We start from the raw sequence: 23,799 nt of genomic DNA on the forward strand, positions 1-23,799 counted from the left end.
GGACATCATGAATGGATATCATGAACGGAAATCATCAATGAAAATAACAGGGGGATGAAACAATGAAACTGACGGAAAAGGTATTAGAGGATGTTATAAAGCAGGTGGACGATACCCGGGATGTTATCGTATGCTCGGTGGATGAAAATGGGATGCCCAATGCAAAGGCCATGTTTTTAAGGAGCCATGAGGGGCTGCATACCTTCTGGTTTTCCAGTAATGTATCTGCGTCCCGGACGAAGAGATGGCAGGAGAATCCCAAGGCATGTCTTTATTTTCTGAATTCGGAGGAATTCCGGGGTTTGATGGTGACAGGGGAGCTTCAGGTATGTATGGACGATGAGACAAAGAAGCGCTTCTTTGAGCCGGGTGACATTAATTATTATCCCCAGGGCCCCACAGACCCGGATTATTGTATGCTGCGCTTTACGGCGGACAAGGGCAACTACTGGTATCAGGGAAAATACGAATTTGAAGCGGCCGGATTATAAAAAGCATACGCGGGCAGCGTATAGAAGGGAGAAGGGATGGTATGCCTTATCAACAGGTAAATGATTGTAATATCTTTTATGAGGATATCGGGACAGGCGACCCGGTTCTCTTTCTGCACAGTGCCTACAGCCGGGGAATTATCGCTTTCTGCGGGCAGATCCAGCCCTTCTTCCATACCTGCCGCTGCTTGCTGCCGGATATGAGGGGGCATGGACGGACCGTCAGCGGGCGCAAGGACTGGAGCACCCCCATGATCTGTGATGATATGGCAGGCTTTTTAAAGGAATTGGGGATCGAACAGGCGCATCTGGTCGGTTACAGCCTGGGAGGGGGAGTAGCCCTGCATATAGCGGCAAAATATCCCGGGATGGTCCGCAGCGTTGTGACCATCGGCTGCGGTGGGGAGGCGGACCCTGCCGGGGCCGATGATTTTGAACCGGAGGCGCTTTTAAAGGGTCAGAACGAAGCCTTCATCGGGATGATCAAGGCGCTGCATGGGCCGGCCCACGGCGGGGATTGGCAGGAGCATTGCAGGCAGAGCGCCGGGGACTGGCGCAATTATCCCCGGCTTACGCAGGAGGACTGGCACCGTATCACCATGCCGATGCTGGCAATCGGAGGGGAGAAGGATATCTTTGCTTCCCGGGAGAAGCTGCTGGAGCTTCAGAGACGCTGTCCCCAGGCGGAGCTTCTTATCGTCCACGGAGGAAGCCACCGTCCCCATATGCCCATGGAGCAGTGTATTGAGGTCAACCAGCGAATTCTGGGATTTCTTAAAACCGCATAAGAGGAAGAATTTTAATAAAATAATAATACCGCGGACAGGATATGATATATTGAATTTCCTTATAAAATCATGTACAATATTTTTCAAATGGTATTCTTGAAAAGAAGCAGCAGAACGATCAGGGGACAGGGGCAGGAAAATGCCGTTGATCCGGAGCAGCTTCGCCAGGGAGGCCGGGATGGAGGTTGTCATGAAGAAAATAGGAATTATCGGAGCCATGGATGAAGAGGTTCATATCCTGAAAAGCCAGATGCAAGGGGCCGCGGTGAGAACGGCTGCCTCTATGGAATTCTGTGAAGGAAGCCTGCAGGGCCGTAATGTGGTGGTGGTGCGCTGCGGGATCGGGAAGGTGAATGCAGCGGTATGCGCCCAGCTTCTCATTGATCTCTTCCAGGTGGACGCAGTGATCAACACCGGAGTGGCCGGCTCCCTGAGAAATGAGATAGATATCGCGGATATCGTGCTGTCCTCGGATACACAGCAGCATGATATGGATGCCACGGGCTTTGGCTATCCTGCAGGGGTGATACCCAGGATGGAGCAGTCCGTCTTTCCGGCGGACCGGCGTCTGGTGGAGCTGGCGAAGCAGGTATGTTTGGAAACTCTGCCGGGGCTGGGCGTTCACGTGGGAAGGATCGTGAGCGGGGACCAGTTCATTTCAGATCAGGAGAAAAAGGTATGGCTGGCAGAGCAGTTCGGCGGCTACTGCACGGAAATGGAGGGTGCGGCAATCGCACAGACGGCATTTTTAAACCGGATTCCCTTCCTGATTATCCGGGCCATATCGGATAAGGCGGACCACAGTGCGGAGATGAGCTACCAGGAATTCGAAGAGCTGGCCATCAGAAATACGGTAAAGCTGTTAAACGGCTTGCTTGAAAAAATATGAATATCAGGATGCGGGGCCTTTTGCACAGCGAAAGGTTCTGGCATCCTTTTTGCATAAAGGGGATCAGTCAATAAGAGAGAAGGGGGATAGAATGGAGAACCAGAAGAAAATTGCGGAAATGCTACAGAACATGGAACGGATTCTCGTAGGAAAAAGAGAGGTGATCGAGCATACCCTGGTAACCCTCCTGGCGGGAGGGCATCTGCTTTTAGAGGACGTTCCGGGAGTGGGAAAGACCACGCTGGCAAAGATCATGGCTCAGACCATTGATTGCGGCTTTACCCGGATACAGTTTACACCGGATACCCTGCCCGGGGATGTGACGGGTCTGTCCATTTACAATATGCAGACCGGGAGCTTTGAGTATTCCCAGGGGGCCATTATGAATAATATCATACTGGCGGACGAGATCAACCGCACCTCTCCCAAGACCCAGGCCAGCCTTTTGGAGGCCATGGAGGAGAAGCAGGTGACGGTGGACGGAACCACTTATTTGCTGCCCCGTCCCTTCATGGTGATTGCCACCCAGAATCCTATCGACTATCTGGGAACCTATAACCTTCCCGAAGCCCAGCTGGACCGGTTTATGATGAAGATTTCCGTGGGATATCCCCAGGCGGGGGATGAGAAGCTGATGGCGGAACGCTTCTTAAAGCGTCAGCTGAACCAGAAGCTGGAGCCGGTGGCGGACGGAGAGACGGTGCTGAAGATGCAGAAAGAGGTGGAGGAGGTTAAGGTCAATCAGGACCTGATTACCTATATCACCAAGGTGGTCCAGGAGACCAGAAAGGACAGCAATATCGCCCTGGGGGCCAGTCCGAGGGCAACCCTGGCCCTGCTGCGGGCATCCCAGGCTCTGGCCTATCTGGAGGGAAGGAATTACTGCATCCCGGACGATATCCTGCGCCTGTTCCATCCGGTGCTGGCGCACCGTATCATCCTGGCGCCGGAGGCCAGACTGTCCCAGACGGGAGTGGAGCGGGTGTTGAAGAATTTGATTTCCAAAGTGCCTGTACCGGTACTGGTGTAAGATGTTTTATGCGGGAAGAAAATCAACAGGGTCTCGGTTGGAAACCATCCCGGTTTTCTTCCTGGCTGACATGCCGCAGGGCGGCAGAATGGGGATTTCTATGAGAATAAACCGGTTATTTATTACGGCGGCCATCCTTGGAAGCGGTCTCTTTGCCTCCTTTTACGGGGGGAATATTTCCTATGCCCTGTTTTATCTGACGGTGCTTCTTCCGGTGATCGCATTTTTATATACGGTATATGTGTATTTCCGTTTTAAGCTGTACCAGTCCATAGAGGCCCGTCTGGTGGTGAAGGGGGACTGGACCACCTATTCCTTTGTCGTTGCCAATGAGGACTATATCACCTTCCGCAATGTTAAGGTGAATTTTCTCAGCGACAAATCTACCATCGAAGCGAGGAAGGAGATCACGGAATACAGTCTGCTGCCCAGTGAAAGTGAGCGCATGGAGACAAAAATCCGCTGCAATTACCGGGGAGAGTATTATGTGGGTGTGGATTCCGTAGAAATAACGGATTTTCTATATTTATTCCGGATTACCTACCCCATGGCTTCCAAACTGAAGGTGATTGTTCTGCCCCGGGTGGTGCCCCTGGAGCGGCTGGGGATTGCCCCGCCTCAGGCGGATGTGAAGAATCCTCTGCGTTACAGCGATACAGCCGAGGAGGAGCTGGACACGGAGGTAAGGAAGTACTATCCGGGAGACAGCCGCAAGCGGATTCACTGGAAGGCATCTGCAAGAATGCGGGAGCTGGTCAGCAGAAGATATCAGCATATCCCCAAGGCGCGGATTCTGCTGTTCATGGATCTTGAGACAATAGAGGAAGAGGAGCTGAAGGTCGTGATTGCCGAGGACAAGATCATCGAGAGCGTCCTGGCGATTGCAAATTTCTATGCCCGGCGTAATACTCCTTCCCAGATCATATACGAAATGGGAGGAAAGAAGCAGGTTCAGATAGCCGCAAAGGAGGACTTTAACGCCTTTTACAGGGCCTGTGCCCAGATGCGGTTCGACAGCCGGATTCCCCTCAGTGATATGATCAGGGAGAGAATGCGTCCGGGAGAGGAAGGACTGTTCTGCGTGGCAGTCACCCACAACCTGACCAAAGAGCTCTATATGGCGGGCATGGCGGCGGCAGCTGCGGGGAACCACTTCTGCATCCTGTTCATCAGCGATGACGTATCCGAAGAGACAAAGCAGAGGATCGCCGGGATGAAGGTCTCCGGTGTTGCGGTGCATCAGATCATGTCGGAGGATGAAATCGCCAACATACTTTCGCAGGAGCTGGACTAACCTCAGCCGGACTTGATGGCGTTGTTGTCTGATGCGTAACATTAGTAATATTACGGAAGGGAGAGAGCTATGTTTCGAGAGAAAGAAAAACGCTATCAAATCTACCACACTCTGTTAAGCATGGCCTTAAGCTGGGCCCTGTCCCTGGCTGTGAACCAGTATTTTGAACTTCACATCCCGGTCTTTCTGACCCTGTGCTTTTCCTTTCTTCCTGCCATCGGCTTTTCCTTCATCCAGCTCAACCGGAAGAATGCGCTGACCTATCTTATCATCGCAGGCATTCTTCTCCTTCTGATACTGGTCTTCTGGGTGCGGCATTTTAATCCCGCGGCCTGGATGGAGGAGTATTCTGCATGGATTGCCCTGTATGACGGCTCTAAGGAGTTGTACCAGGCGGGCTTTTCCAATTTCACAGGGCTGATGACCGGCGTCCTCAGCGCCCTGCTCTTCTTTCTGCTGACAAAGAATCAGCTGGGGAAGATGCTCCTGGCGGCGGCTCTGGTCATCGGACTGGTGCTGCTGAGCATCGGGGAGATTCCTTTGCACAAGCTGGTGATTGCCATTGTTATCTTCTATATCCTGTCCGTCCTGGTGGAGAGCTTCGGAGTTCTCTATGCCCGCAAGGCGGGAAAGCAGGAGAAAAGAGAAAGCATTCTCTATCTGCTGCCGGTCTGTCTCCTTCTGGCTTTTCTATCCGTGGTGATGCCCTCCAGGGAGGAGCCGATCCGCTGGAAGACGGTGCGCTATGTTTATGAGAATATCAGGGAACAGATTGAAATCTGGAAAGTCGATCTGGATTACTACTTCACCCGGCAGCCGGAGGAGTTCTTTATCAGTATCACCGGGTACTCGGAGGATTCCAGTGAGCTGGGCAATGAAAATGACAGACTGGTGAAGAATGATAATGTAGCGATCCGTTTCTCCGGTTCCGGCAGGGACAGGGCGGTCTACCTGACCGGCGCGGTGAGCGATACCTATACGGGACACAGCTGGGAGAAGAGCGGGAAGGACTATCTGCCGGGAGAACAGGAGTACCAGCTGGATTATTTGGAGCTGATCTATGCCCTTTCCAGACAGGAGCCGATGGTTCTGGAGAACAACCGCTTCATCGAGAGGATGTCTCTGAAGCTGCAGTACAGTAATATTAAGACAAAAACCTTTTTCTACCCTTTGAAAATGAATTCCTATCGTATGTTGTCCGAGACAGCGGCGCCGGTATCGGAATCGGCCAATCTCGCCTTCGGAAAGATCCGGAAGAGAGGAACCCGCTATGAGAATTCCTTTTATGAGATGAATCTCCAGGGGGAAGCCTTTATCAACATGCTGAAGGCATCGGATCATTTTTCCTATCAGACGCCGCCGGCCATCCGGCAGGACTCTATGGAATGGCTCCAGGCCAACCCGCTGCGGAGGGGAAGCTCCGTTACGCTGGAGGACAGGGAGGATATCTATGGGCGGCTGGGGGAACGGGCGCAGCTGATCCGGCAGGCATACACGGCGCTTCCCCAAGGGCTGCCCTCCCGGGTCGGAGAGCTGGCGCAGGAGCTTACGGCGGACTGCGATACCAATTATGATAAGCTGAAGGCGATAGAAGCCTATCTCAGCGCCTATACCTACAGCCTGTCGTCCAAACAGCCGGAGGAGGGGCAGGATTTTATCGATTATTTTCTGTTTGAAGGAAAGGAAGGCTATTGCACCTCCTACGCCACCGCCATGGCAGTCCTGGGGCGGTGCGTCGGAATACCGACCCGGTATGTGGAAGGCTTTATTGCAAAATATGAGGAGAAGGACAAGGACGGCATGTATCTCATCCGAAACAGTCAGGCCCATGCCTGGGCAGAAGCCTATTTTGAAGGAGTGGGCTGGATTCCCTTTGAAGCCACCTCACCCTTCCAGGGAGCGCGTTATACCAGATGGGCGGAGCCCAAGAAGGAGAGTGCAGGGACAGAGAGCGGCGAGGGAGCTTACGTGGAAATACCGGAAGTACCCACCCCGCCTCTGATCTATAATAATGAGGAGAGGATGTCTTCAGAACAGGAAAGAGCAGGCAGAATCCATGAAGTGGCGGCAGGTATGCTGATATTCATGGGAGGGGTGCTCATTCTTCTGCTCATGGTCCTGCTGTATTATACTGTTCTGGCCGGGCATTACCGGAAGCTCTATGACAGGGAGGATGACAGCGGGAAGATGTATCTGAGCTTTCTGCGAATATTGGAGCTGCTAAGAAGGGAAGGCTTCATGCTGGAACCCCAGGAGACAATATTCATGCTGGCGGAGAGGGTAAAGGATCATTTCCGGCATGATCAAATTCTCTTTGAGGATGTGGCGAGGATATTCATGCGGTATCGCTATGGTGAGGAGGCCGTTACGGCGCAGGAGCAGGAAGCGGTGGCAGGCTTTCAGGATGAGCTGATGCGCAGACGCCGGGAGACGCAGCCAAGGCTGAAGCTATGGCTGGAGGAGTTTATCTTTTTAAGCCAATTACACATGGGCTGGAAGCAATCGCAATAATCCACTGAAGGAGGACGCCTTCCCAAATCCCATATGCTGCCGCAGGAACACGAAGCATAACAACCCCTTGCAAGAGCGGAAAACCGGCAGGGGGTCAGTGGGAGAGATCGGTGATAGATACACCCGAATAATAGTATTGCAGAATCTCGGTGTAGGAAGAACCGCCTTCTGCCATGGCATTGGCGCCGTACTGGCTCATGCCGATACCGTGGCCGGAGCCGTTGCAGATAATGCGGGCCTTGCCCTCATATTCCTCAATATAAAAATGATTGGAAGCTAACCCAAGAACCTTGGCAAATTCCTCACCGGAGACGGTCTGGCGGCCAAGGTTCATTTGCGTCACATATCCGGCGCTGTCCCGGGAGGCCACGGCTACCTGGCTGAAGAAATTGCTCTCCTGCAGGGAAAGCTCCGGGTAGTATTTTTCCAGCAGGTCAATGAGTTCGCTCAGCTGGAATTCATCGATGGAGAGATAATTCGTCGAAGTAACATCATATTTGCTGGCCACGCTGGTCAGATAGGGGACAGAAACACCCCAGGCCTCGGAGGCATTGCGGGTATAGCCGGAGCCCGTATCAAAGAAAACCGGAAGAATCAGATCCTTCCGATAGAGAAGAACCTCATTCTTCGTGCCATAGACGGCATTCTCCAATTTAGAGAAGTAGGAGTTATTATAATCGGAGCCCCAGAGCTGCTTCAGATCCTCCAGGCTGATATAGGAAAGTCCCAGCTCAGAGGTGGTGAAGGAGGTCTTTTCCGGATTCTGCTCCGTCAGAAGGGCAATATTATACAAGGCATAGGTTCTGGCAATAACAGCCTGTGCCTTGAGGGCTTCAACATGGTAACCGACGGACATATTTGCGGCCACTACTCCGGTGAGATATTCATTAAAGGTAAGCTTTTTCTGGATATCATTTACCTGATAGATTATGGCGAAGTCCAGGGCATCCAGGGAAGCCGCATGCTCCTTCCGGGCAAACAGCAGCGTCAGTAAAAAGGGAAGAACGAGGACAAGCAGGGTCACAAGGGCAGCTTTTATCAGTACTTTTTTCATAGAGCCTCCATTTTAACAGATATGCAGTACAGAGAGATTGCTATCATTACATTATATTGGAGGAGGCGGTGATTATGTATAAAAACTCCGGCTTTATTCGTTTTTGGGGATGCCGTTCCGGGAGCGCAGGGATACCTGCGCCTGGTAGGCGGAAGGGGTGCATCCGATGAGGGAGAGGAAGCAGCGGTTGTAATAGCTGATGTTATCAAAACCCGTCAGACCGGCAATCTCTGAGATTTTCCGGTTGCCGGAAGCTAGGAGTTCACAGCTTTTGAGAATGCGCTGCCGATTCAGGTAGGCCATGGGAGTCAGACCCATAGTCTCCTTGAAGGAGCGGCAGAATTGGCCCGGACTGAGGGGGATAAGGGAGGCCAGCTCCTCCAGCCGCAGTTCTTCGCTGTAATGGGAATTGATATAATCCAGGACGGGCTGAAGACGGTCGATTTTATATTCCTTTGCAGGGGCGGAGGAGGGGACACAACGGCGATAAAACAGATGCCACAGCTCCAGCAGCTTTCCGCGCACATAGAGATCGTATTCATATACATCCTTATGGAAGACGGCGGCAATCTCCTTCAGCAGAAGCAGAAGCTCCCGGTCCTTCTCCCGGCGAAGATGCTCCGGACAGGAAAGGGAACGGGTCAGGATCGGCTTTACGTACCGGAGGAAGGACATACTTCGGGTATCGCCGAACAGGAGGGAGGGGTGAAAGACTACGGCATAGAACTCACAGGGGCGGTCCTCCGCGGCCCTGGCGCTGTGCAGCTGGTTGCCGTTAATGAATATCGCTTCCTGCTCACGCAGATGAATGGTATCATCCTCCACGGTAAAAAAAGCTTCTCCGGATTCAATCATCAGAAATTCCAGCTCCGTATGCCAGTGAAGATAAAGCACCTGCTTCTCTCCCGCAGGAATTCTGATATGATGCAGGGAAAAGGGCATCTCAAAGGTTCCGTGTGCCAGGGCTTCCTTTAAGGCTTTCCGATTCGTCTCTGTAACAGGCATGGCAATTCTTCCTTTCTGTACCTGGGCTTTTATTGCTGCAATTTTTCGGCCAGGCACCGGTTGTCAGTGTTTTTTGTCTTTCCTTTTGTTCTTCTTTTAATTATAGATCAAGATATCAAAATAGTGTTAGAAATTAATTATAAATTTAAAGTATTAAGAAGATTATATTATACAATGTTAATTATAGACCGGATAACCCGGCTGATATATCCGCAAAGGAGAAAATGCCCGGCTGGTATACCTGCGGGACCGGTTCGTAAAAAATAGAAAAACGAGGTGAAGAATATGGGAATACTGTCAGTGCAAAGCAACCGGATTCAATTTCAGAAGCGGGATGAGACCGTAGTGATTGAACCATGGGGAAGGGATTGCCTTCGCTTCCGCTCCACGCCCAATGGGAAGCTGACCGAAGAGAACTGGAATCTGCTGCCCCAGGAGGGAACGGACTGCAATACGGCATTGGAGGAAAAGAAAGCGGTTATTGTCAATGGAAAGCTGTCCGCAGAGATTACCGACGCAGGCAAGGTGGTTTACTATAAGGAGGGAAAGGAAATTCTTACGGAGCGTTCCGAGATGGCCTTTTTTGCCAGATACCGGGAATACCGCGCCGTAGGGGCGGACAATCACCGGATGACGGTGATTTTTGAGGCGAAGGAGGGAGAGCATTTCTATGGCCTGGGCCAGGAGCAGAATGACTGCTTTGATTTGAAGGGCTCTACCAGCCATTTCCTGCATAAGAATACCAAATCCTCCATCCCCTTTGTATATTCCTCCAGGGGATATGGCTTCCTGTGGAATAATCCGTCCATAGGTCACTGTGAACTGACCAATAATCATTCCTTATGGCAGGCCAATTCTGCGAAGCAGGTGGACTATCTGGTGGTTGCGGGGGATACGCCCGCAGAGGTTATGGAAAAATACGCGGATCTGACGGGGCACGCGCCTGCTTTCCCGGCCTGGGCCTCCGGCTTCTGGCAGAGCAAGCTCCGCTACGAAGACCAGGAAGAGCTGCTGACCGTAGCCAGAGAGTATAAAAAGCGGGGAATTCCCATTTCCGCCATTATAATCGATTTCTTCCACTGGCCGGAGCAGGGGGATTGGAAGCTGGATCCGAAGTATTGGCCGGAGCCGGAGAAAATGGTGAAGGAGCTGGAGGAGATGGGAATCCGGACCATTGTGTCCATTTGGCCCACCATCAACCCCAACAGTGAGAATTATGCCCATATGGATGAAAGAAATATGCTGCTGCGGACGGAAAGCGGACAATACGGGCTGTTCCATTTTAACGGAATGCAGACCTATATCGATCCGACCAATCCCGAGACCAGGGAATATGTATGGTCCAGAGTACATGAGAACTATTACAGCAAGGGAATTAAGAACTTCTGGCTGGATGAGGCGGAGCCGGAGATCCATCCCACGCATTTTGATAACCTGCGGTTATCCATAGGCAATGGGGAAGAGGTGGCGCTGGTCTATCCCTATTATTATTCCAGGCTCTTTTATGAGGGCTTGAAGCAGGAGGGCGAGACGGAGATTATCTCCCTGGCCCGTGCCGCCTGGATCGGAAGCCAGAAATACGGCACCCTGGTATGGTCCGGAGATGTGCCCTCCACCTTCGACGCTCTTCGCATGAGTGTGAAAACAGGCCTTAATATGGCCATGTGCGGCATTCCCTGGTGGAACAGTGATATCGGCGGTTTCTGGGGAGGAGACCCGGAGAGCGAGACTTACCGGGAGCTGCTGGTGCGCTGGTTCCAGTTCGGCGTATTCTGCCCTGTGACACGGCTCCATGGAACAAGGCACCGGCCCAAGGATTTTGTCAGCCGGAATCCCGGGGTCCGGGAACCAAGCGGCGGAGATAACGAGATCTGGAGCTATGGTGAGAAGGTATATCCCATCCTGAAGGAATTGATTGAGCTGAGAGAGCGCCTGAGGCCGTACATCCACCGGTACATGGAGATTGCCGAAAAAACCGGTGCGCCGCTGATGAGGCCCATGTTTTATGAATATCCCCGGGATGAGATCTGCTATAGCTTGGGAGACCAGTATATGTTCGGAGAGGATATCCTTTTTGCGCCCGTTGTAACCCAGGGACAGACCAGGAGAAGGGTCTATCTTCCGGAAGGGGAATGGAACGAGGTATATGAAAAGAAGGAATATGCGGGCGGACAGTACGTAGAAATGGAGGCGGGGCTGGATCGGTTCATCGCATTTGTAAAAAGGGGCAGTGATATCCTGGAGATATTCTAAAGCCGGCTTATAAGCACAGAAAAGAACAGCAGACCGCGTAGAGTCTGCTGTTTTATGAATCATAGGACAAAGCTTTGCAAATCCTCGTAATATGTCAAAAAAAATATGGATTTATAAGAAAAATGTGGTATTATGGTTATAAAATAGTACAAAGGGCTCTATAAGGCCGGAAGCTATTAATTTATGACAGAAAAAGGCCGATATAATATTTTGGCTGGATGAATAGATAAGATAGGTTACCATGTGATCATACATTATTATAAAAATAGGGGGCATTAATCTTGTTAAGAGTATTAGGCATATCAACGTTGTTTGGACTGTTATTAAATTTAGGATTTATGTTGAGCGGAATAGTAACGTCCGGAAAACCGGAGTTATTCTGGAATCTTCCCTCCTTCTTTATTATTATCGGAGGAACTATGGGTTCCTTCATAACAGCCTTTCCGCCCTCCAGGCTTAAGACCTTCGGCGCGGTATTAAAGAAGGCTTTTACAAAGAACGATTATAATCTAAAAGAAGATATTAAAGCTTTGGTAAAGCTATCAGAGGTATCAAGAAGAGAAGGCTTACTGGCTCTTGAAGATCATGTGGACCAGTACATTGATGATGAATTTATCAAAAAAGGCATAAGGCTTATTGTGGATGGTGCAGACGAGGAACAGCTGCGGAACCAGCTGGAGGGTGCCACCCACTTCATGAAGCAAAGACATCAAAAAGGGGCGGCAATGTTAGAATTGTTGGCAATTACTGCACCGGCACTTGGACTCGTTGGTACCTATGTAGGCCTTATCCCCATGTTAACCAATCTGGATGATCCCAATAACCTGGGCCCCATGATGGCTCTGGAGCTGGTTTCCTCCTTCTACGGCGGATTTTTGGCTAATATCATATTCTCTCCTCTGGCTAAGAGACTGAAGAATATGAGCAAGGAAGAAGCAGAGCGGAGAGATATCTTGATCGAGGGTCTTGCCGCTATTCAGCAGGGAAAGAATCCGAAGCTGATGAAGGAAGAGCTGATGTCCTATGCAAATATAACCATAGAGGAAGAAGAAAAAGAAGCAGAAATGATCAGAGGAAGGGAGGTACCGAAGCAGGCATGAGGAGCAAATTTAGTGACATGGAAGACGATGATGACGGCGAAGAGGCGGACTGGAAAGATAGTTACAGTGACCTGATGACCGACTTGCTTGCTGTGTTCGTGCTGCTTCTGTCCTTTGCTATGATAAATCAAAGCGCCGCGAATCGCCGGACAACGGCGGCAACGGAAATCATGCAGATGATCGGCGGAGCCGATGTGGTAACGGAGTTCGCCAACGGTGAGAGTGTCATGGAAGGGCGGGATAATGTTCTTGCCGAGCCGGATGCCTCGGAGAGTTCGGATAGCAGTTTCTACGAATCGATTAGTGAATATATTGAGAAAAAGGGAATTAGCGACCAATTGACGGTGGTAAAGGAAGGGGATGACGTCCTCCTGAGAGTAGCCGCTTCCGTTCTCTTTGATCCCGGCAAGGCAAAGGTGACTCCCGGTGCGAAGACCCTGCTGCAGTGGATTGGCGAAGTACTTATGATGCACGAGAAATATATTGATGTCGTTCGAATTGAGGGACATACGGACAATGTGCCTACCAACAAGGATAACTTCGACAGTAACTGGGAGCTGTCCACCACCAGAGCCGTCAATGTCCTGAGGGTTATATTGGAGACCTCCGGTCTGGATGCCAACAAGCTGTCCGCTACCGGTTACTCGGAATATCACCCGATTGCCAGCAACAAAACGGAAAAGGGCAGAGCGCTGAACCGGCGTGTAGACTTCGTAATTGAGACGGTGAGTGAAGAGATTGCAGGCAAGCAGGAACAGAAAAGTGATGCAGATAAATAATAGAAGACCTGAACCGAAAGCATTGCGCTGCGTAGGGACAGGTCTTTTTATTGTCCGTATTCTATGGGATCAGATAGACTGGGAAACCGATTACAATATGATAATAATCTCCCTCGATATAGGTTCTCATCTCTCCCGAATGCAGCTTCATGATCTCCTGGCAGGTAATAATGCCCACACCATGGCTGTCAAGCTGGCTGTTCTGTACAATATAGTTGCTTCCGGTAAAATAGAGCATATTATTCACAAGAAAAGCCTTATAATGAATGGGTTTGCTTTTCTGGGCATATTTAATGAGATTACCTTCCAGATTATTGAACACTCTCTCAATCTGCATAACATCTACCTTAAGGAAGCATTCATCCTTTAAATCCACTTCTGTTTCCATCAAATAGCCCTTATCCCTTAAGCTTTCCTGCATACTGTTAAGAAGATAGCTGATGAATTCGCTGCCGATTACCGTTTCAAAATTATAGGTATAATCCTTATTTTGATTCAAAAAATGAGAAAATAAATTATCCGACAGATCATTGATCAGAATGGATTTCTCCTTGATCTTGGTCAGATACCGGTCTAATTCCTGGGGGCAGGAATACTTCCGGTCCATGATCAAATCAATATAGCTGTTCACCGTTGTCAGCGGGGTCCGGATATCATGGGAGATGGACGTAACTAAATCATAATTTCTCTGACGGAGCAGCTCCTCTTCCTTTCTCTGAAGATCCAATTCCCGGCTCATCCGGTTAATGGAGTTCACCAGATCAGTGATCTCATCCTTCCTCTTTGACGGAATCTCATAAGCCAGATTACCGCCCTCCAGAATCTGAATCCCTTTCTTGATCTCCAGGATGTCCCTTACCAGTACTCTGAATTCATGCAGGGTGGAGATAAAAAACATAAATACACAAAAAAAGCCCAAGAAGTAGTCCAGCCTCTGTTCCAGCTGCTGCTTGTACAGGATGGTGACATACAGATTGGTCTCACCGTCCCGGAAGCTGATCACCTGGGACGGGTCTCTGGAGGCCTCATAATAAATATAAGATACCTTCGGGGTAATCCGAATGGTATAATCCAGAGAGTCATAGATGGATTTCCCGTTCTCGATGAGCTTAATATGCATCAAATTCTGCTTCTTATCCCAGGCCCGGATGGCATTGATATCCTGGACCGACAGATTGTTTTCCGTGACATAGTTCTGGAAGTCCTGGCTGGCGCTGAGAATCTGCTCATGGTATATCTGGGAGTCCACCTTCATATGATCCACATAATAGACGGCAATATTAATGAAAATAATATAGATCAGAATGCAGACCAGACCGGAGGCGATAACCCGGATCATCAGCTTTAATTCCAGTTTGGAAGGCTTGATTTGTTTAATCCACATAATACCCTCTTCCCCACATGCTTTTCAAATGCTTCGGATTTTTTGGATCTTTCTCGATTTTTTTCCTCAGGTTGCTGATATGGACCACAATCGTGTTATTATCCAGATAGGTATAGTCCTGCTTCCATATGGATTCATACAGATTCTGTACGGAAAAGACCTTAGTGGGATACCGCATCATCAGACATAGAATGTCATATTCGATGGGAGTCAATACGGTGGGGATATCATCCACCGTCACATTCTTCGTGTTGTCATCCAGAAGAATATTGCCCACCCGGTAAATGTTCTTCTTCTCCCGGTGCAGGGATTGGTATTGGTAGCAGCGCCGAAGCAGGGCTTTGACCCGGAATATCAGCTCGGAGTTCGAGAAGGGTTTGACCAGATAATCATCGCCCCCGGCGCTGAAACCGATGGCTTTATCTGATTCCAGGGTCTTGGCGGTTAAGAACAGAACAGGAGCCACGGACATGGTGCGAATCTCCTTGCATACCTGGAAGCCGTTTTTCTCCGGCATGGCTACATCCAGGATAATCAGATCAATGCTTTCATCCACCGCTTCAATGGCCTCTTTCCCGTTGCTGGCCAGAATAACGTCAAAGCCCTCCGCCTTCAGAAGTATCTCAAGAATCTCGCGAATGTCGGCATCATCATCGGCAACCAATATTTTGATTTTATTTTCTTTCAAAGTTACCCCTCCATTCTGCTGTGATTGTCGGAAGCTACTCCTCTGAGGCATACCCTTTGGGACCTCTTATATGGGTAAAGAGATACATGGCAAAGCTGAGAAGCAACGGGAGATAAAAGCTGATGACCCGGTGAATCAGCATGGCATAGGTAAGCATATCAGAGGGAAAATATACGTCAAACACCTGCAGGAAGCCGCCCTGGGAGACTCCTTCCGCACCCGGCAGGGGAACGGCGGAGACGGAGACCGTCAGAAGGGACTGGCAGGTGAGGAGATCAGGAACACGCCCTGCATCATAACCCATACTACAGTATACCAGAGCAGGTATGGAATTAAAAGAGAGTATCTGCGCAATGCTTACAATTAATATCTTTATGAACAGCAGAGGATGCTTTTTTAAAACCAGAGCCTTTTCATGATAGGATGACAGACTTTGCTCTAATTTATGACGGCGCTCCTCCGTCCGCTTAATCAGCCGGAGCTTCGCGCCAAGGCCCAGACCCAGATTGAGAATCGAAGGAACCAGTTTTTTTGAAAACATGAGGGCGAAAAACAGGAATATAGCCCCGGTATTGACAATGATACCGTAGATTAATAAGTAAGGCAGCTTGCCGGCAAAGAGGGATGCTTCCGTAAACCGCAGCAGGGCGGCAGCGGCGGCCACCAGCATCATTGCAATCTGATAGACGTATACAATAAAGAATATGGTGATGGAAGACACCGCCATAGGAATCGTATCCCGTTTCATATAGTAAATCTGGGCCGGCTGCCCTCCGCTGGCAGAAGGGGTAATACCGCTGAAATAGTAGCCTATGGAAGAGTACTCATAGCACCGGAAGAAGGAGGTCCGGTAGCCCAAGGCCTTCAGTATAAGGCGGATGGCAATTGCTTCACACAGGATAAAGATCCCTATCATGCCAAGGCCGGCGGCAAGATACCGGATATCGGTTCCGGCCAGGGCCTGCTGCATTTCACGAAGGGTATAGCCCCTCATATAGATGAGAAAGGTGATAACAATCAATACGAGAAGCAGCAGGACGCCGGCAATTTGTTTTTTCAATTTAATACCCTGTTCATGCATAATGATAAAATTCCTCCACTGTCACAAATTGGTAGCCTTCTTCCTTCAGCCTGGGAAGAACCAGCTTCAGGGCGTCAATGGTATTAAAGGGCGCGCCCTTGGCTCCTCCGTATTTTTCGCAGCCGTCATGAAGACAGAGGATGGCTCCGTCAAAAACCTTCGCCTGTATCCGGTCCGCCAGCTCCTGGGGAGCGAAATCAGACTTCCAATCCCCCACCATAACATCCCATAGAACCAGCTTCAGCTGATGCCGTTTTAGAAACAGGGGGGTCAGGAGATTCCTTGCACCCCAGGGGGGACGGTAGAAGCGGATATCGCAGTTCATATTTCTTAAGATCTCCAGGCTTTTGGAAAAATCGTGTTTCATATACCGGTAACTGCAGAGCAGGGCATGCCGGTGGTGAAGGGAATGGAGGGCGATGGAATGCCCTTCCGCCCGCATGCGGCTGATTAAAGCAGGGTAAAGGGCGGCGTTGCCTGCCACGACAAAAAAGGTGGCCTTTATATCCTCATCCTTCAGAACGTCCAGCAGATTCCGGGTGTAAACCGGATCGGGACCGTCGTCAAATGTTAAAACTAACCGTTTCATCGATGTCATAATCCTCTCTTGAATGGTATTTATAACTGTCCTTGATCAGGGTATCTTCCAGAACCTCGGTCATTTTATAATGGATCAGGCTGTTCCTGAGCCGTTCCACATTGGTTCTATAGCTTAAGAGACGGCAATCCTCCAGATTCCTGGTGATTTCCCTCAGGCAGTGCCTGGCCTTGCCGGGCATCACAGTGCCTATTCCCATATCCTGAATATACTGGGCATTATAGCATTCCTGCTGCAGGGAAGGCTTCAGGGCAAGAATGGGAACTCCGGCGTAAATCGCTTCAAAGGTCGTGACCCCGCCGGGCTTGGTAATAATGAGGTCCGCCTGTCTCATATAGTCATGGACATTAGGAACATAGCCCAATACCCGGATATTCTCATACCGGTCCTGAAGCCGACGAAACAGAGCCTGGTTCTTACCCGTAATAATAGTGACGCGGATGCCTGGAATGCGATCCAGATCAGAATAAAAGCCCCGGGTTTTCGGGAGCATACCCAGGCCGCCCCCCATAATCAGGATATGCCTGGTGCCGCTGCCTTTTGCATCCGCATTCCCGGGGAGCTCCTCCAGGAAGCCGGGGCGCACCGGCAGGCCGGTAATAAATATTTCAGAGGGAGGAACACCTTTGGCGATGAATTTATCCGCAACACAGCGGGAGCCTACAAAATAATAATCCGTATTCCGGTTAATCCATTCGGAATGGCCGGTGATATCTGTAACACAGGTAATGAGGGGCAGGGAAGCTCCGGTCTTTTCCTTGTATAAGGACAGAATCTGAGAGCAGATGGGAAGGGTTGATATGATGAAATCCGGAGCTTTCTCCTTCATCAGCCGGGAACAGCATCGAAGGAAGAACCCGCGAAGCTCCGGCTTTTGATCCGTCTGTTTATTCTCCAGGTAACGATACCTTCTGTTGTACAGGGTGTGTCCCTTGCTTACCAGGAGCTGAAAAAAGGCGTAGTATTGGTCTGCCAACCTGGGAGAGGCATATTCAAGCCAGTCAACTACTTCCACTTCGGCTTCAAGGCGGCTGAGCTCAATCTGCTGCTTGACAGCCAGGGCCGCCATCATATGGCCCATTCCGAATCTACCTGTTAATACCACGATTTTCATTTATTATGCCACACTCCTTTGTCTATGCTTTAATACATAAGCGTAGTATAACATGTCAGTATTTAGGAAGGATAAAGCAATTATTAAGAATTATTAAGGAAAAAAGCTAAGGTTTTATAAAGAATCAACCGAAATAGTATTTACAGATAAGACAATAATACAATTACAGCCAAGGATGGCACAGATGGAACCGGGCGAGAGCCCATTACTGAGGAGAATTAAAGACTCCGACAATATCATGGAGGATGATACAATGAGTGTAAATCGTGTTTCCAATACGACACCGGCCTATGACAGCACAGCTGCCAAGGCGGCGCAGAATCAGGCCGCTCAGAAGGAGCAGGCAAAGGCGCCGGATAACGGTGCGGCTGCGGTATATGAGAAGGGTGATCAGGCAGCGGCTTCCGGCAAGCTTTATACCAGGGATACCGTTACCATTGACCGTCTGAAATCAGAGGCGGAGAGAAGAACACAGAGCATGCTGGATCTGGTTCAGAAGCTTATGACGAAGCAGGGGAAGACCGTGAACAGCGCTTCGGATATTTATGCGGCGCTTCGGACCGGTCAGGTTCAGGTGGATGATGCCACCAGACTGCAGGCACAGAAGGACATTGCAGAGGATGGTTACTGGGGAATAGAGAAGACCTCGGACCGTATACTGGAATTTGCCAAGGCGCTTTCCGGCGGAGACACCTCCAAAGCAGACGAGCTGATCGGCGCGGTAAAGAAGGGCTTTAATCAGGCAGCAAAGGCCTGGGGCGGCGACCTCCCGGATATCTCCCAGAAGACAATCGATGCGGCCATTAAGAAGATGGAAGCATGGCGGGATGGTACGGAAAGCAAATAGAAAGCAGATAAGAAAAGAAGTAGAGCAGGGTTATTGCAGAATACTTCCCCATGGGAAGACAATTTGCAATAACCCTGTTATTTTGCAGCAATCCGGTTATGTATCCGGCTGTTACGGCCAGTAGGGGGTGGTAAGATAGACCTGTTTGCCGTAATGACGGTGCTTTCGGAAGTAATTCAGCGCCTTTCTGGCAAAGTTCTGGTTTTGATAAATTCCGAATACCGTGGGGCCGCTGCCGCTCATCAGGGAGGTTAAGGCACCCAGCTCCTTCATCTTATCCTTAATGTCCGCAATAATGGGATATTCCTTTACTGTCACACTCTGAAGAATATTATCCATGGCCCTGGTCAGAGCGTAGAGATCGCTTCGGGAGAGGGCTATCTTCATCGCTTCGATATCCGGGTGGGCGCTGTCCTCTGTCAGATTCAGATTTTCATAAACATACCGGGTGGATACGCTGATATCCGGCTTAACCAACAGGATGGAGCAGGAGGGCATGGATGGAAGAGGGGTCAGTACCTCCCCGATTCCTTCGGAAAGCGCTGTCCCCAGCATGACGCAGTAGGGAACATCCGCACCCAGCCGAACCCCTAATTGTCTCAGCTCGCTCTTGGGCAGGCCGGCCTGATAGAGCCGGTTCAGGGCCAGAAGGGTGGCGGCCGCATTGGAGCTTCCGCCTGCCAGGCCCGCGGCAACGGGAATCTTTTTCTCCAGCTCGATGGAGAGACCGTCCCGGATGCCCAGGGTCTGCTGCAGGAGAGCGGCGGCCTTATAAACCAGATTATCCTGGTTGTCGGGAAGATAGGGAAGATTGGTCCGGATGCGGATTCCCTCCGCCGCCTCCCTTCGGATGGTGATGGTATCGCAGAGCTTTATGGACTGCATGATCATGCAAACATCATGATATCCGTCTTCTCTTTTTCTAAGAACATCCAAACCAAGATTTATTTTTGCATAGGCTTTCACCGTAATTGAATCCATGGGAACCTCCGTAACGTGTTTTCATTATTTGTATTTTAACACATAGAAATACCGGATACAAATAAAAAAGGAGGCGGAAAGCAACGGGACAGAATATAAATGGAGTTATTGGAACAGGCTCTTAATCTTATCCAGCAGTTTAAATCTTATTTTCACGGGAGTCTTGTTGCCGACCAGGGCATCGTATTCCTCCTCCGTTAATAACGAGAGAAGTTTTTTGTCGGAATTCTCGTCTACGACACTGTAGGTCTCATCCACAAAGCAGAGAGGGGGGAACATGACGCACCACCAATTCTTGCCCTCTGCGGCACCGATTCTCACCCGCAGAGCCTCATAGCTGCCCGGAGGAAAGGTGTAGCCGCCGTAGATCTTCAGAGGAAAATAGCATTGCTCCAGGGAGACGCTGACAGGATAGGAGGAGCCGTTTTGGCGAAGAATCTCCTCTGCAAGCTTCTCAATATCACCCAGTTGTTTCCGCACCGCGGTCCGTACAGCGTCTATGTCCGCAAGGTTTTCCAAACGGGGAGCCAGCTCCTGTACCAGGGCGGTCTTTACCTTCAGCTTTAATGCCTGATCCTCCTCGCTGTCACTGTTGGCAATGACATGGAACCGGAGAACCTTCCGGGCGATCCCTTCCTGAATGTCTGAATCAGCCCTTGCATTGGCCTTAATCAGCCATATGGAGGCAGCGGAGCAGAGAAGAAGGAAGAAGAGCAGAAAAGGCCGGAATCCGGACTGATTCTGCGTCCGGGTATGTATGGCAGGGGAGGATGCAGCGGGGCAATCATAAATGTGCATTTTATCGGTAAGTATTTTTATGATAGGAAAAAGCTTTTTTTTCATAACGACCTCCATGTAAAGTGCTTGTTGTTTTCTTAAGTGTTTCCAGTTAATGGAACGCTATACATAAAAATTGAGAAAGTAGCAGGCCTGAAGGAAAATTTAGAAGCAGTTGAACAAAACCGGGACAGGTAGTACAATAATGAGTGAAAAAATATTCAGGCCGTTGAGCAAGTCCCGTGCATGGGTTAGAAGGAGAAGAAAATGACAAAGGAAGTATTTGTTTTAATAGAGGGATGCCAATCAGACGCCCCGGAGGAGCCGGTGGTCACCAGAGCGCAGGGAACCTATCATCTGCATAAGGAAATGCACTATATTAGTTATGAGGAGCTTCCGGCAGAGGGAGAAGGGCTTATTAAGAGCAGAATTAAAATAGCCCCGAACCTGGTGGTGATAACCAGAACCGGTGCGGCAAGTGCCGATATGAGCTTTGAGTTGGGCCGCAATACGGAGGCGGTCTACCGGACCCCCTACGGGGAGCTGCGATTTGAAGTAAACACCTCCCGGATTGTAATCAAGGAGCTGCCGGAGCTTCTGGAGATCCATCTGGAATATGCCCTGTACTCGGACGGGGTATGTGCCTCGAGGAATCAAACCATGATCCGGATTGCACCCCGCATTTCTTAGGACCGGAAATAGCATAAGAATATAAAGACGCGCCTTGAAATGGCTTGCCGCAGCCAAATCAGAGCGCGTTTTCCTGCTTTTACAGGCAGTATCATAATTTGCGGTTAGAAAATCAAAATTAATGTAGTGAATTTGCAGAAAGTATCATGTAGACTGGGAAAAGACAAGAAGCTAAGACAAGGAATAAAGACAAGAAATAAAAACAAGAAACAAAGATAAGAGGCAAAGATAAGAAGCAAAAACAGGAAGTAAAAACAATGAGGAGAACAAATATGGAATGGATATGGACGGATCATGCCTGTAAGAATCAATATGTAGAATTTGCGGCAGACTTTACTGCTGTGTCAAAGGCCTGCAAACTGCACATTAGTGCGGATACAGAATATGTTGTTTGGATCAACGGAGTATTTGCCGCAAATGGTCAGTATGCGGATTATCCGCATTATAAGGTATATGATGAAGTGGATCTCTCATCCTTTGTTTCCTGCGGAAAAAACAGGCTGGCTATACTGGCCTGGCACATGGGAGAGGATGTTTCCACTCATTATAGCAAATGCGCAGCAATCTGTTTCAGCATCATAGATTCGGAGGGAAGGGTGCTGGAGGAATCCGGTGTCTCTACCCAGTGCCGTATCTCCAGGGGATATGGCGGCACTCATACATACGGGAACGGGGGCAGCGGCGGGGAATCCCGGCAGGCTGCGCCATACCTTGAGCAATTAGCTCCGGGGTATATGATTACACCGCAGTTAGGATATGCATGGTCATATGACTTCACCCGTGAGGACCAATGGAAGGTCAGACCGGCGGAGGGCTTCGTTCCGGCGGTGGTCGTACAGACGGAATATAGGCTGTATCCGCGTCCCATTCCAAAATGTGAGGTAAAGCATACCGTGCCTTCAAAAATTTGTGCACAGGGCGTTTACCGGGAGAAAGAAGAACGCGGGACACCGGCAGAACGGATGCAGTCTGCCTGGATGAGCGCGAGAACCTTCTGGGAAATGACAGGGCAGCCGAGGAAGGGAGCAGACGAGCTGGAAAAACCGGTATGCTTTCAGGCAAAGGGAGCAGATGGAATTTACCTGGTAATCGATTTAAAAGAAGAGAGAGCAGGCTATCCTATTATTGAAGTGGAGGTAGGCGAATCCTGCAGGATGTATTTGGGTTATGGAGAGCATTTGGCGGATTTGCGTGTCCGGACAGCCATGGGAGGACGCAATTTTGCATTCGGGATACAGCTGAAAGAGGGGAGAAATTATCTCGCGGAGTATACAAGGAGACTTGGCGGGAGGTATTTAATGCTGTTTGTTTCAGCACCCTCCTTTACTTTGCACAGGGCAACGCTGGTAAGCTGTGACTATCCGTTTTCTGTGGCGGGAAGGAGACTGAAGGACCGGTTTTTACAGCGTATCTACGATGCGGGAGTCCGGACACTAAGGCTCTGCGCGCACGAGCATTATGAAGACTGTCCATGGCGGGAACAGGCATTATACGCCATGGACTCAAGGAATCAAATGCTATTTGGATACAGCGTCTTTGGCGAATACCGGATGCCCAAAGCCAGCCTGAGACTGATGGCATACTCCCAGCAGGCAGACGGTCTTCTGGCGCTGTGTGCCCCTGCACGGACGGAAATTACGATACCCTCCTTCAGCTTGTATTGGATTATTGCACTATGTGAGAATGCCGAGGCGGATTTTCAGAAGGAATTTATAGAAGAGATGCTTCCTTATGCAGAAAGGATTATCTATACCTTTGAGGGGCAGCTCACGGAGGAAGGAGTAGAGAGCTTCGGCGGAAGCCGCTACTGGAACTTTTATGAATGGGCGGACGGGCTGGAGGGCGGTGCGGTTTTTACAGACGAGGAAGCATCGGAGCATGGTTCATTCAGTATATCCGGGACAGGCCGGACAAAGGATCTGATCTTGACCGCTTTATTTTATATCGCGGCGAAAGAGTTGTCCCGGTTAGAATGCCGCCTTAACAACAGGGAGCAGGGAAGAGCATATGAAAGCCTGGCACAGAGGGCATATTGGGCGGCAGAGGTATTCTACTGCGAGGATACCGGGCTGTATGCCTCCTATCTCAGCCAAAATGGAAAGCAGGGGCTTCATGGGTATACCCTGTCCCTGCTGATCTGTTCAAAAATAATTCCCGAATCACGTATTGCAGGCATAGCGGCGGCACTGCAAAATCCCCCGGAAGGCATGGTAACCCAGACCTTCGCAACACTGCAGTGGAAATATGACGCGATCATTGGAGCAACCGGGGATATCGACAGTGTTATTGATGAGATCTGTGAGGTATTTGGCCGTGTGCTTCTGGAAGGGATATCCACCTTTCCGGAAACCCAGGACGGCGAGCGTGATTTTGAAGATGCGGGCAGTCTCTGCCATGCCTGGGCAGCCGTTCCCTGCTATATCTTTCATAAATATCTGAAATAGG

23 protein-coding genes are annotated in these 23,799 nt (G+C 50.0%); 13 read left to right on the plus strand and 10 right to left on the minus strand.

Annotation, left to right across the window (positions count from 1 at the left end; translation table 11 throughout):
- Positions 1–62 precede the first annotated feature (62 nt).
- The 6 genes from HNQ56_RS00540 to HNQ56_RS00565 all read left to right on the plus strand — a co-directional run bounded on the left by HNQ56_RS00540 (position 63) and on the right by HNQ56_RS00565 (position 7,003).
- Positions 63–491 (plus strand): pyridoxamine 5'-phosphate oxidase family protein, encoded by a 429-nt coding sequence (locus HNQ56_RS00540; protein WP_429141713.1) that lies wholly within the window; start codon positions 63–65, stop codon positions 489–491.
- Positions 492–532: 41 nt separating this feature from the next.
- Positions 533–1,279 (plus strand): alpha/beta fold hydrolase, encoded by a 747-nt coding sequence (locus HNQ56_RS00545; protein WP_429141714.1) that lies wholly within the window; start codon positions 533–535, stop codon positions 1,277–1,279.
- A gap of 139 nt (positions 1,280–1,418) precedes the next feature.
- Complete coding sequence (locus HNQ56_RS00550; protein WP_429141716.1) at positions 1,419–2,168, plus strand: 5'-methylthioadenosine/adenosylhomocysteine nucleosidase; 750 nt, start codon at positions 1,419–1,421, stop codon at positions 2,166–2,168.
- Entirely contained in the window at positions 2,155–3,198 is a 1,044-nt protein-coding gene (locus HNQ56_RS00555; protein ID WP_429141718.1) for an AAA family ATPase, read from the plus strand. Before HNQ56_RS00550 ends, HNQ56_RS00555 begins: the two co-directional genes overlap by 14 nt.
- Before the next feature lie 100 nt (positions 3,199–3,298).
- Entirely contained in the window at positions 3,299–4,492 is a 1,194-nt protein-coding gene (locus tag HNQ56_RS00560; protein ID WP_429141720.1) for a DUF58 domain-containing protein, read from the plus strand.
- Positions 4,493–4,561: 69 nt separating this feature from the next.
- A complete protein-coding gene (locus HNQ56_RS00565) occupies positions 4,562–7,003 on the plus strand; it encodes a DUF4129 domain-containing transglutaminase family protein (protein WP_429141722.1) in 2,442 nt (813 codons plus the stop codon).
- A 94-nt stretch (positions 7,004–7,097) separates the two neighbouring features.
- Here HNQ56_RS00565 and spoIID read toward each other — a convergent pair whose 3' ends face one another.
- Both spoIID and HNQ56_RS00575 read right to left on the minus strand, forming a co-directional pair.
- A complete protein-coding gene (spoIID, locus tag HNQ56_RS00570; RefSeq protein WP_429141724.1) occupies positions 7,098–8,057 on the minus strand; it encodes a stage II sporulation protein D in 960 nt (319 codons plus the stop codon).
- 93 nt (positions 8,058–8,150) lie between these two features.
- Positions 8,151–9,062, minus strand: a complete 912-nt coding sequence (locus tag HNQ56_RS00575; RefSeq protein WP_429141726.1) for a cupin domain-containing protein — start codon at positions 9,060–9,062, stop codon at positions 8,151–8,153.
- 285 nt (positions 9,063–9,347) lie between these two features.
- Here HNQ56_RS00575 and HNQ56_RS00580 point away from each other — a divergent pair, with 285 nt between their 5' ends.
- A complete protein-coding gene (locus HNQ56_RS00580; RefSeq protein ID WP_429141728.1) occupies positions 9,348–11,315 on the plus strand; it encodes a glycoside hydrolase family 31 protein in 1,968 nt (655 codons plus the stop codon).
- Positions 11,316–11,562: 247 nt separating this feature from the next.
- Here the strand turns inward: HNQ56_RS00580 and HNQ56_RS00585 are convergent, their stop codons facing one another.
- Positions 11,563–11,748 (minus strand): hypothetical protein, encoded by a 186-nt coding sequence (locus tag HNQ56_RS00585; RefSeq protein WP_429143022.1) that lies wholly within the window; start codon positions 11,746–11,748, stop codon positions 11,563–11,565.
- On the opposite strand from HNQ56_RS00585, the gene HNQ56_RS00590 reads away from it, so the two are divergent.
- Positions 11,666–12,415, plus strand: coding sequence for a motility protein A (locus tag HNQ56_RS00590; RefSeq protein WP_429142979.1), 750 nt, complete (start codon positions 11,666–11,668; stop codon positions 12,413–12,415). The two genes, HNQ56_RS00585 and HNQ56_RS00590, sit on opposite strands and share 83 nt — an antisense overlap.
- Entirely contained in the window at positions 12,412–13,194 is a 783-nt protein-coding gene (locus HNQ56_RS00595; RefSeq protein ID WP_429141730.1) for an OmpA/MotB family protein, read from the plus strand. The genes HNQ56_RS00590 and HNQ56_RS00595 overlap by 4 nt, the downstream gene beginning before the upstream one ends.
- Before the next feature lie 61 nt (positions 13,195–13,255).
- Here the strand turns inward: HNQ56_RS00595 and HNQ56_RS00600 are convergent, their stop codons facing one another.
- From HNQ56_RS00600 to HNQ56_RS00620, 5 genes are read right to left on the minus strand one after another with little or no spacing between them, the layout of a single operon-like run.
- Positions 13,256–14,578: a HAMP domain-containing sensor histidine kinase gene (locus tag HNQ56_RS00600; RefSeq protein ID WP_429141732.1), complete on the minus strand. Its 1,323-nt coding sequence runs from the start codon at positions 14,576–14,578 to the stop codon at positions 13,256–13,258.
- On the minus strand, positions 14,568–15,266 hold the full coding sequence (locus HNQ56_RS00605; protein ID WP_429141734.1) for a response regulator transcription factor: 699 nt from the start codon (positions 15,264–15,266) through the stop codon (positions 14,568–14,570). The genes HNQ56_RS00600 and HNQ56_RS00605 overlap by 11 nt, the downstream gene beginning before the upstream one ends.
- Positions 15,267–15,300: 34 nt before the next feature.
- Entirely contained in the window at positions 15,301–16,347 is a 1,047-nt protein-coding gene (locus HNQ56_RS00610) for a lysylphosphatidylglycerol synthase transmembrane domain-containing protein (RefSeq protein ID WP_429141736.1), read from the minus strand.
- Positions 16,340–16,936 carry a polysaccharide deacetylase family protein gene (locus tag HNQ56_RS00615; RefSeq protein ID WP_429141738.1) on the minus strand — a complete coding sequence of 199 codons (597 nt, stop codon included), beginning with the start codon at positions 16,934–16,936 and terminating at the stop codon, positions 16,340–16,342. Before HNQ56_RS00615 ends, HNQ56_RS00610 begins: the two co-directional genes overlap by 8 nt.
- Positions 16,911–18,059, minus strand: coding sequence for an MGDG synthase family glycosyltransferase (locus HNQ56_RS00620; RefSeq protein ID WP_429141740.1), 1,149 nt, complete (start codon positions 18,057–18,059; stop codon positions 16,911–16,913). The genes HNQ56_RS00615 and HNQ56_RS00620 overlap by 26 nt, the downstream gene beginning before the upstream one ends.
- Before the next feature lie 253 nt (positions 18,060–18,312).
- Between HNQ56_RS00620 and HNQ56_RS00625 the strand changes: the two genes are divergently transcribed.
- Both HNQ56_RS00625 and HNQ56_RS00630 read left to right on the plus strand, forming a co-directional pair.
- Positions 18,313–18,906 carry a hypothetical protein gene (locus HNQ56_RS00625; protein WP_429141742.1) on the plus strand — a complete coding sequence of 198 codons (594 nt, stop codon included), beginning with the start codon at positions 18,313–18,315 and terminating at the stop codon, positions 18,904–18,906.
- The gene (locus HNQ56_RS00630; RefSeq protein WP_429141744.1) at positions 18,887–19,030 is read left to right on the plus strand and encodes a hypothetical protein; all 144 of its coding nucleotides are present in this window, start codon (positions 18,887–18,889) and stop codon (positions 19,028–19,030) included. Before HNQ56_RS00625 ends, HNQ56_RS00630 begins: the two co-directional genes overlap by 20 nt.
- On the opposite strand, the gene ispE is transcribed toward HNQ56_RS00630, so the two are convergent.
- The gene (gene ispE, locus HNQ56_RS00635) at positions 19,018–19,887 is read right to left on the minus strand and encodes a 4-(cytidine 5'-diphospho)-2-C-methyl-D-erythritol kinase (protein WP_429141746.1); all 870 of its coding nucleotides are present in this window, start codon (positions 19,885–19,887) and stop codon (positions 19,018–19,020) included. The two genes, HNQ56_RS00630 and ispE, sit on opposite strands and share 13 nt — an antisense overlap.
- A gap of 105 nt (positions 19,888–19,992) precedes the next feature.
- On the minus strand, positions 19,993–20,730 hold the full coding sequence (gene spoIIR / locus HNQ56_RS00640; protein WP_429141748.1) for a stage II sporulation protein R: 738 nt from the start codon (positions 20,728–20,730) through the stop codon (positions 19,993–19,995).
- A gap of 201 nt (positions 20,731–20,931) precedes the next feature.
- On the opposite strand from spoIIR, the gene HNQ56_RS00645 reads away from it, so the two are divergent.
- A complete protein-coding gene (locus tag HNQ56_RS00645) occupies positions 20,932–21,354 on the plus strand; it encodes a YwiB family protein (RefSeq protein WP_429141750.1) in 423 nt (140 codons plus the stop codon).
- 272 nt (positions 21,355–21,626) lie between these two features.
- Positions 21,627–23,798, plus strand: a complete 2,172-nt coding sequence (locus tag HNQ56_RS00650) for an alpha-L-rhamnosidase-related protein (protein ID WP_429141752.1) — start codon at positions 21,627–21,629, stop codon at positions 23,796–23,798.
- Position 23,799 lies beyond the last annotated feature (1 nt).

The organism is Anaerotaenia torta (assembly GCF_050433395.1).
Lineage (GTDB): Bacteria > Bacillota > Clostridia > Lachnospirales > Lachnospiraceae > Mobilitalea > Mobilitalea torta.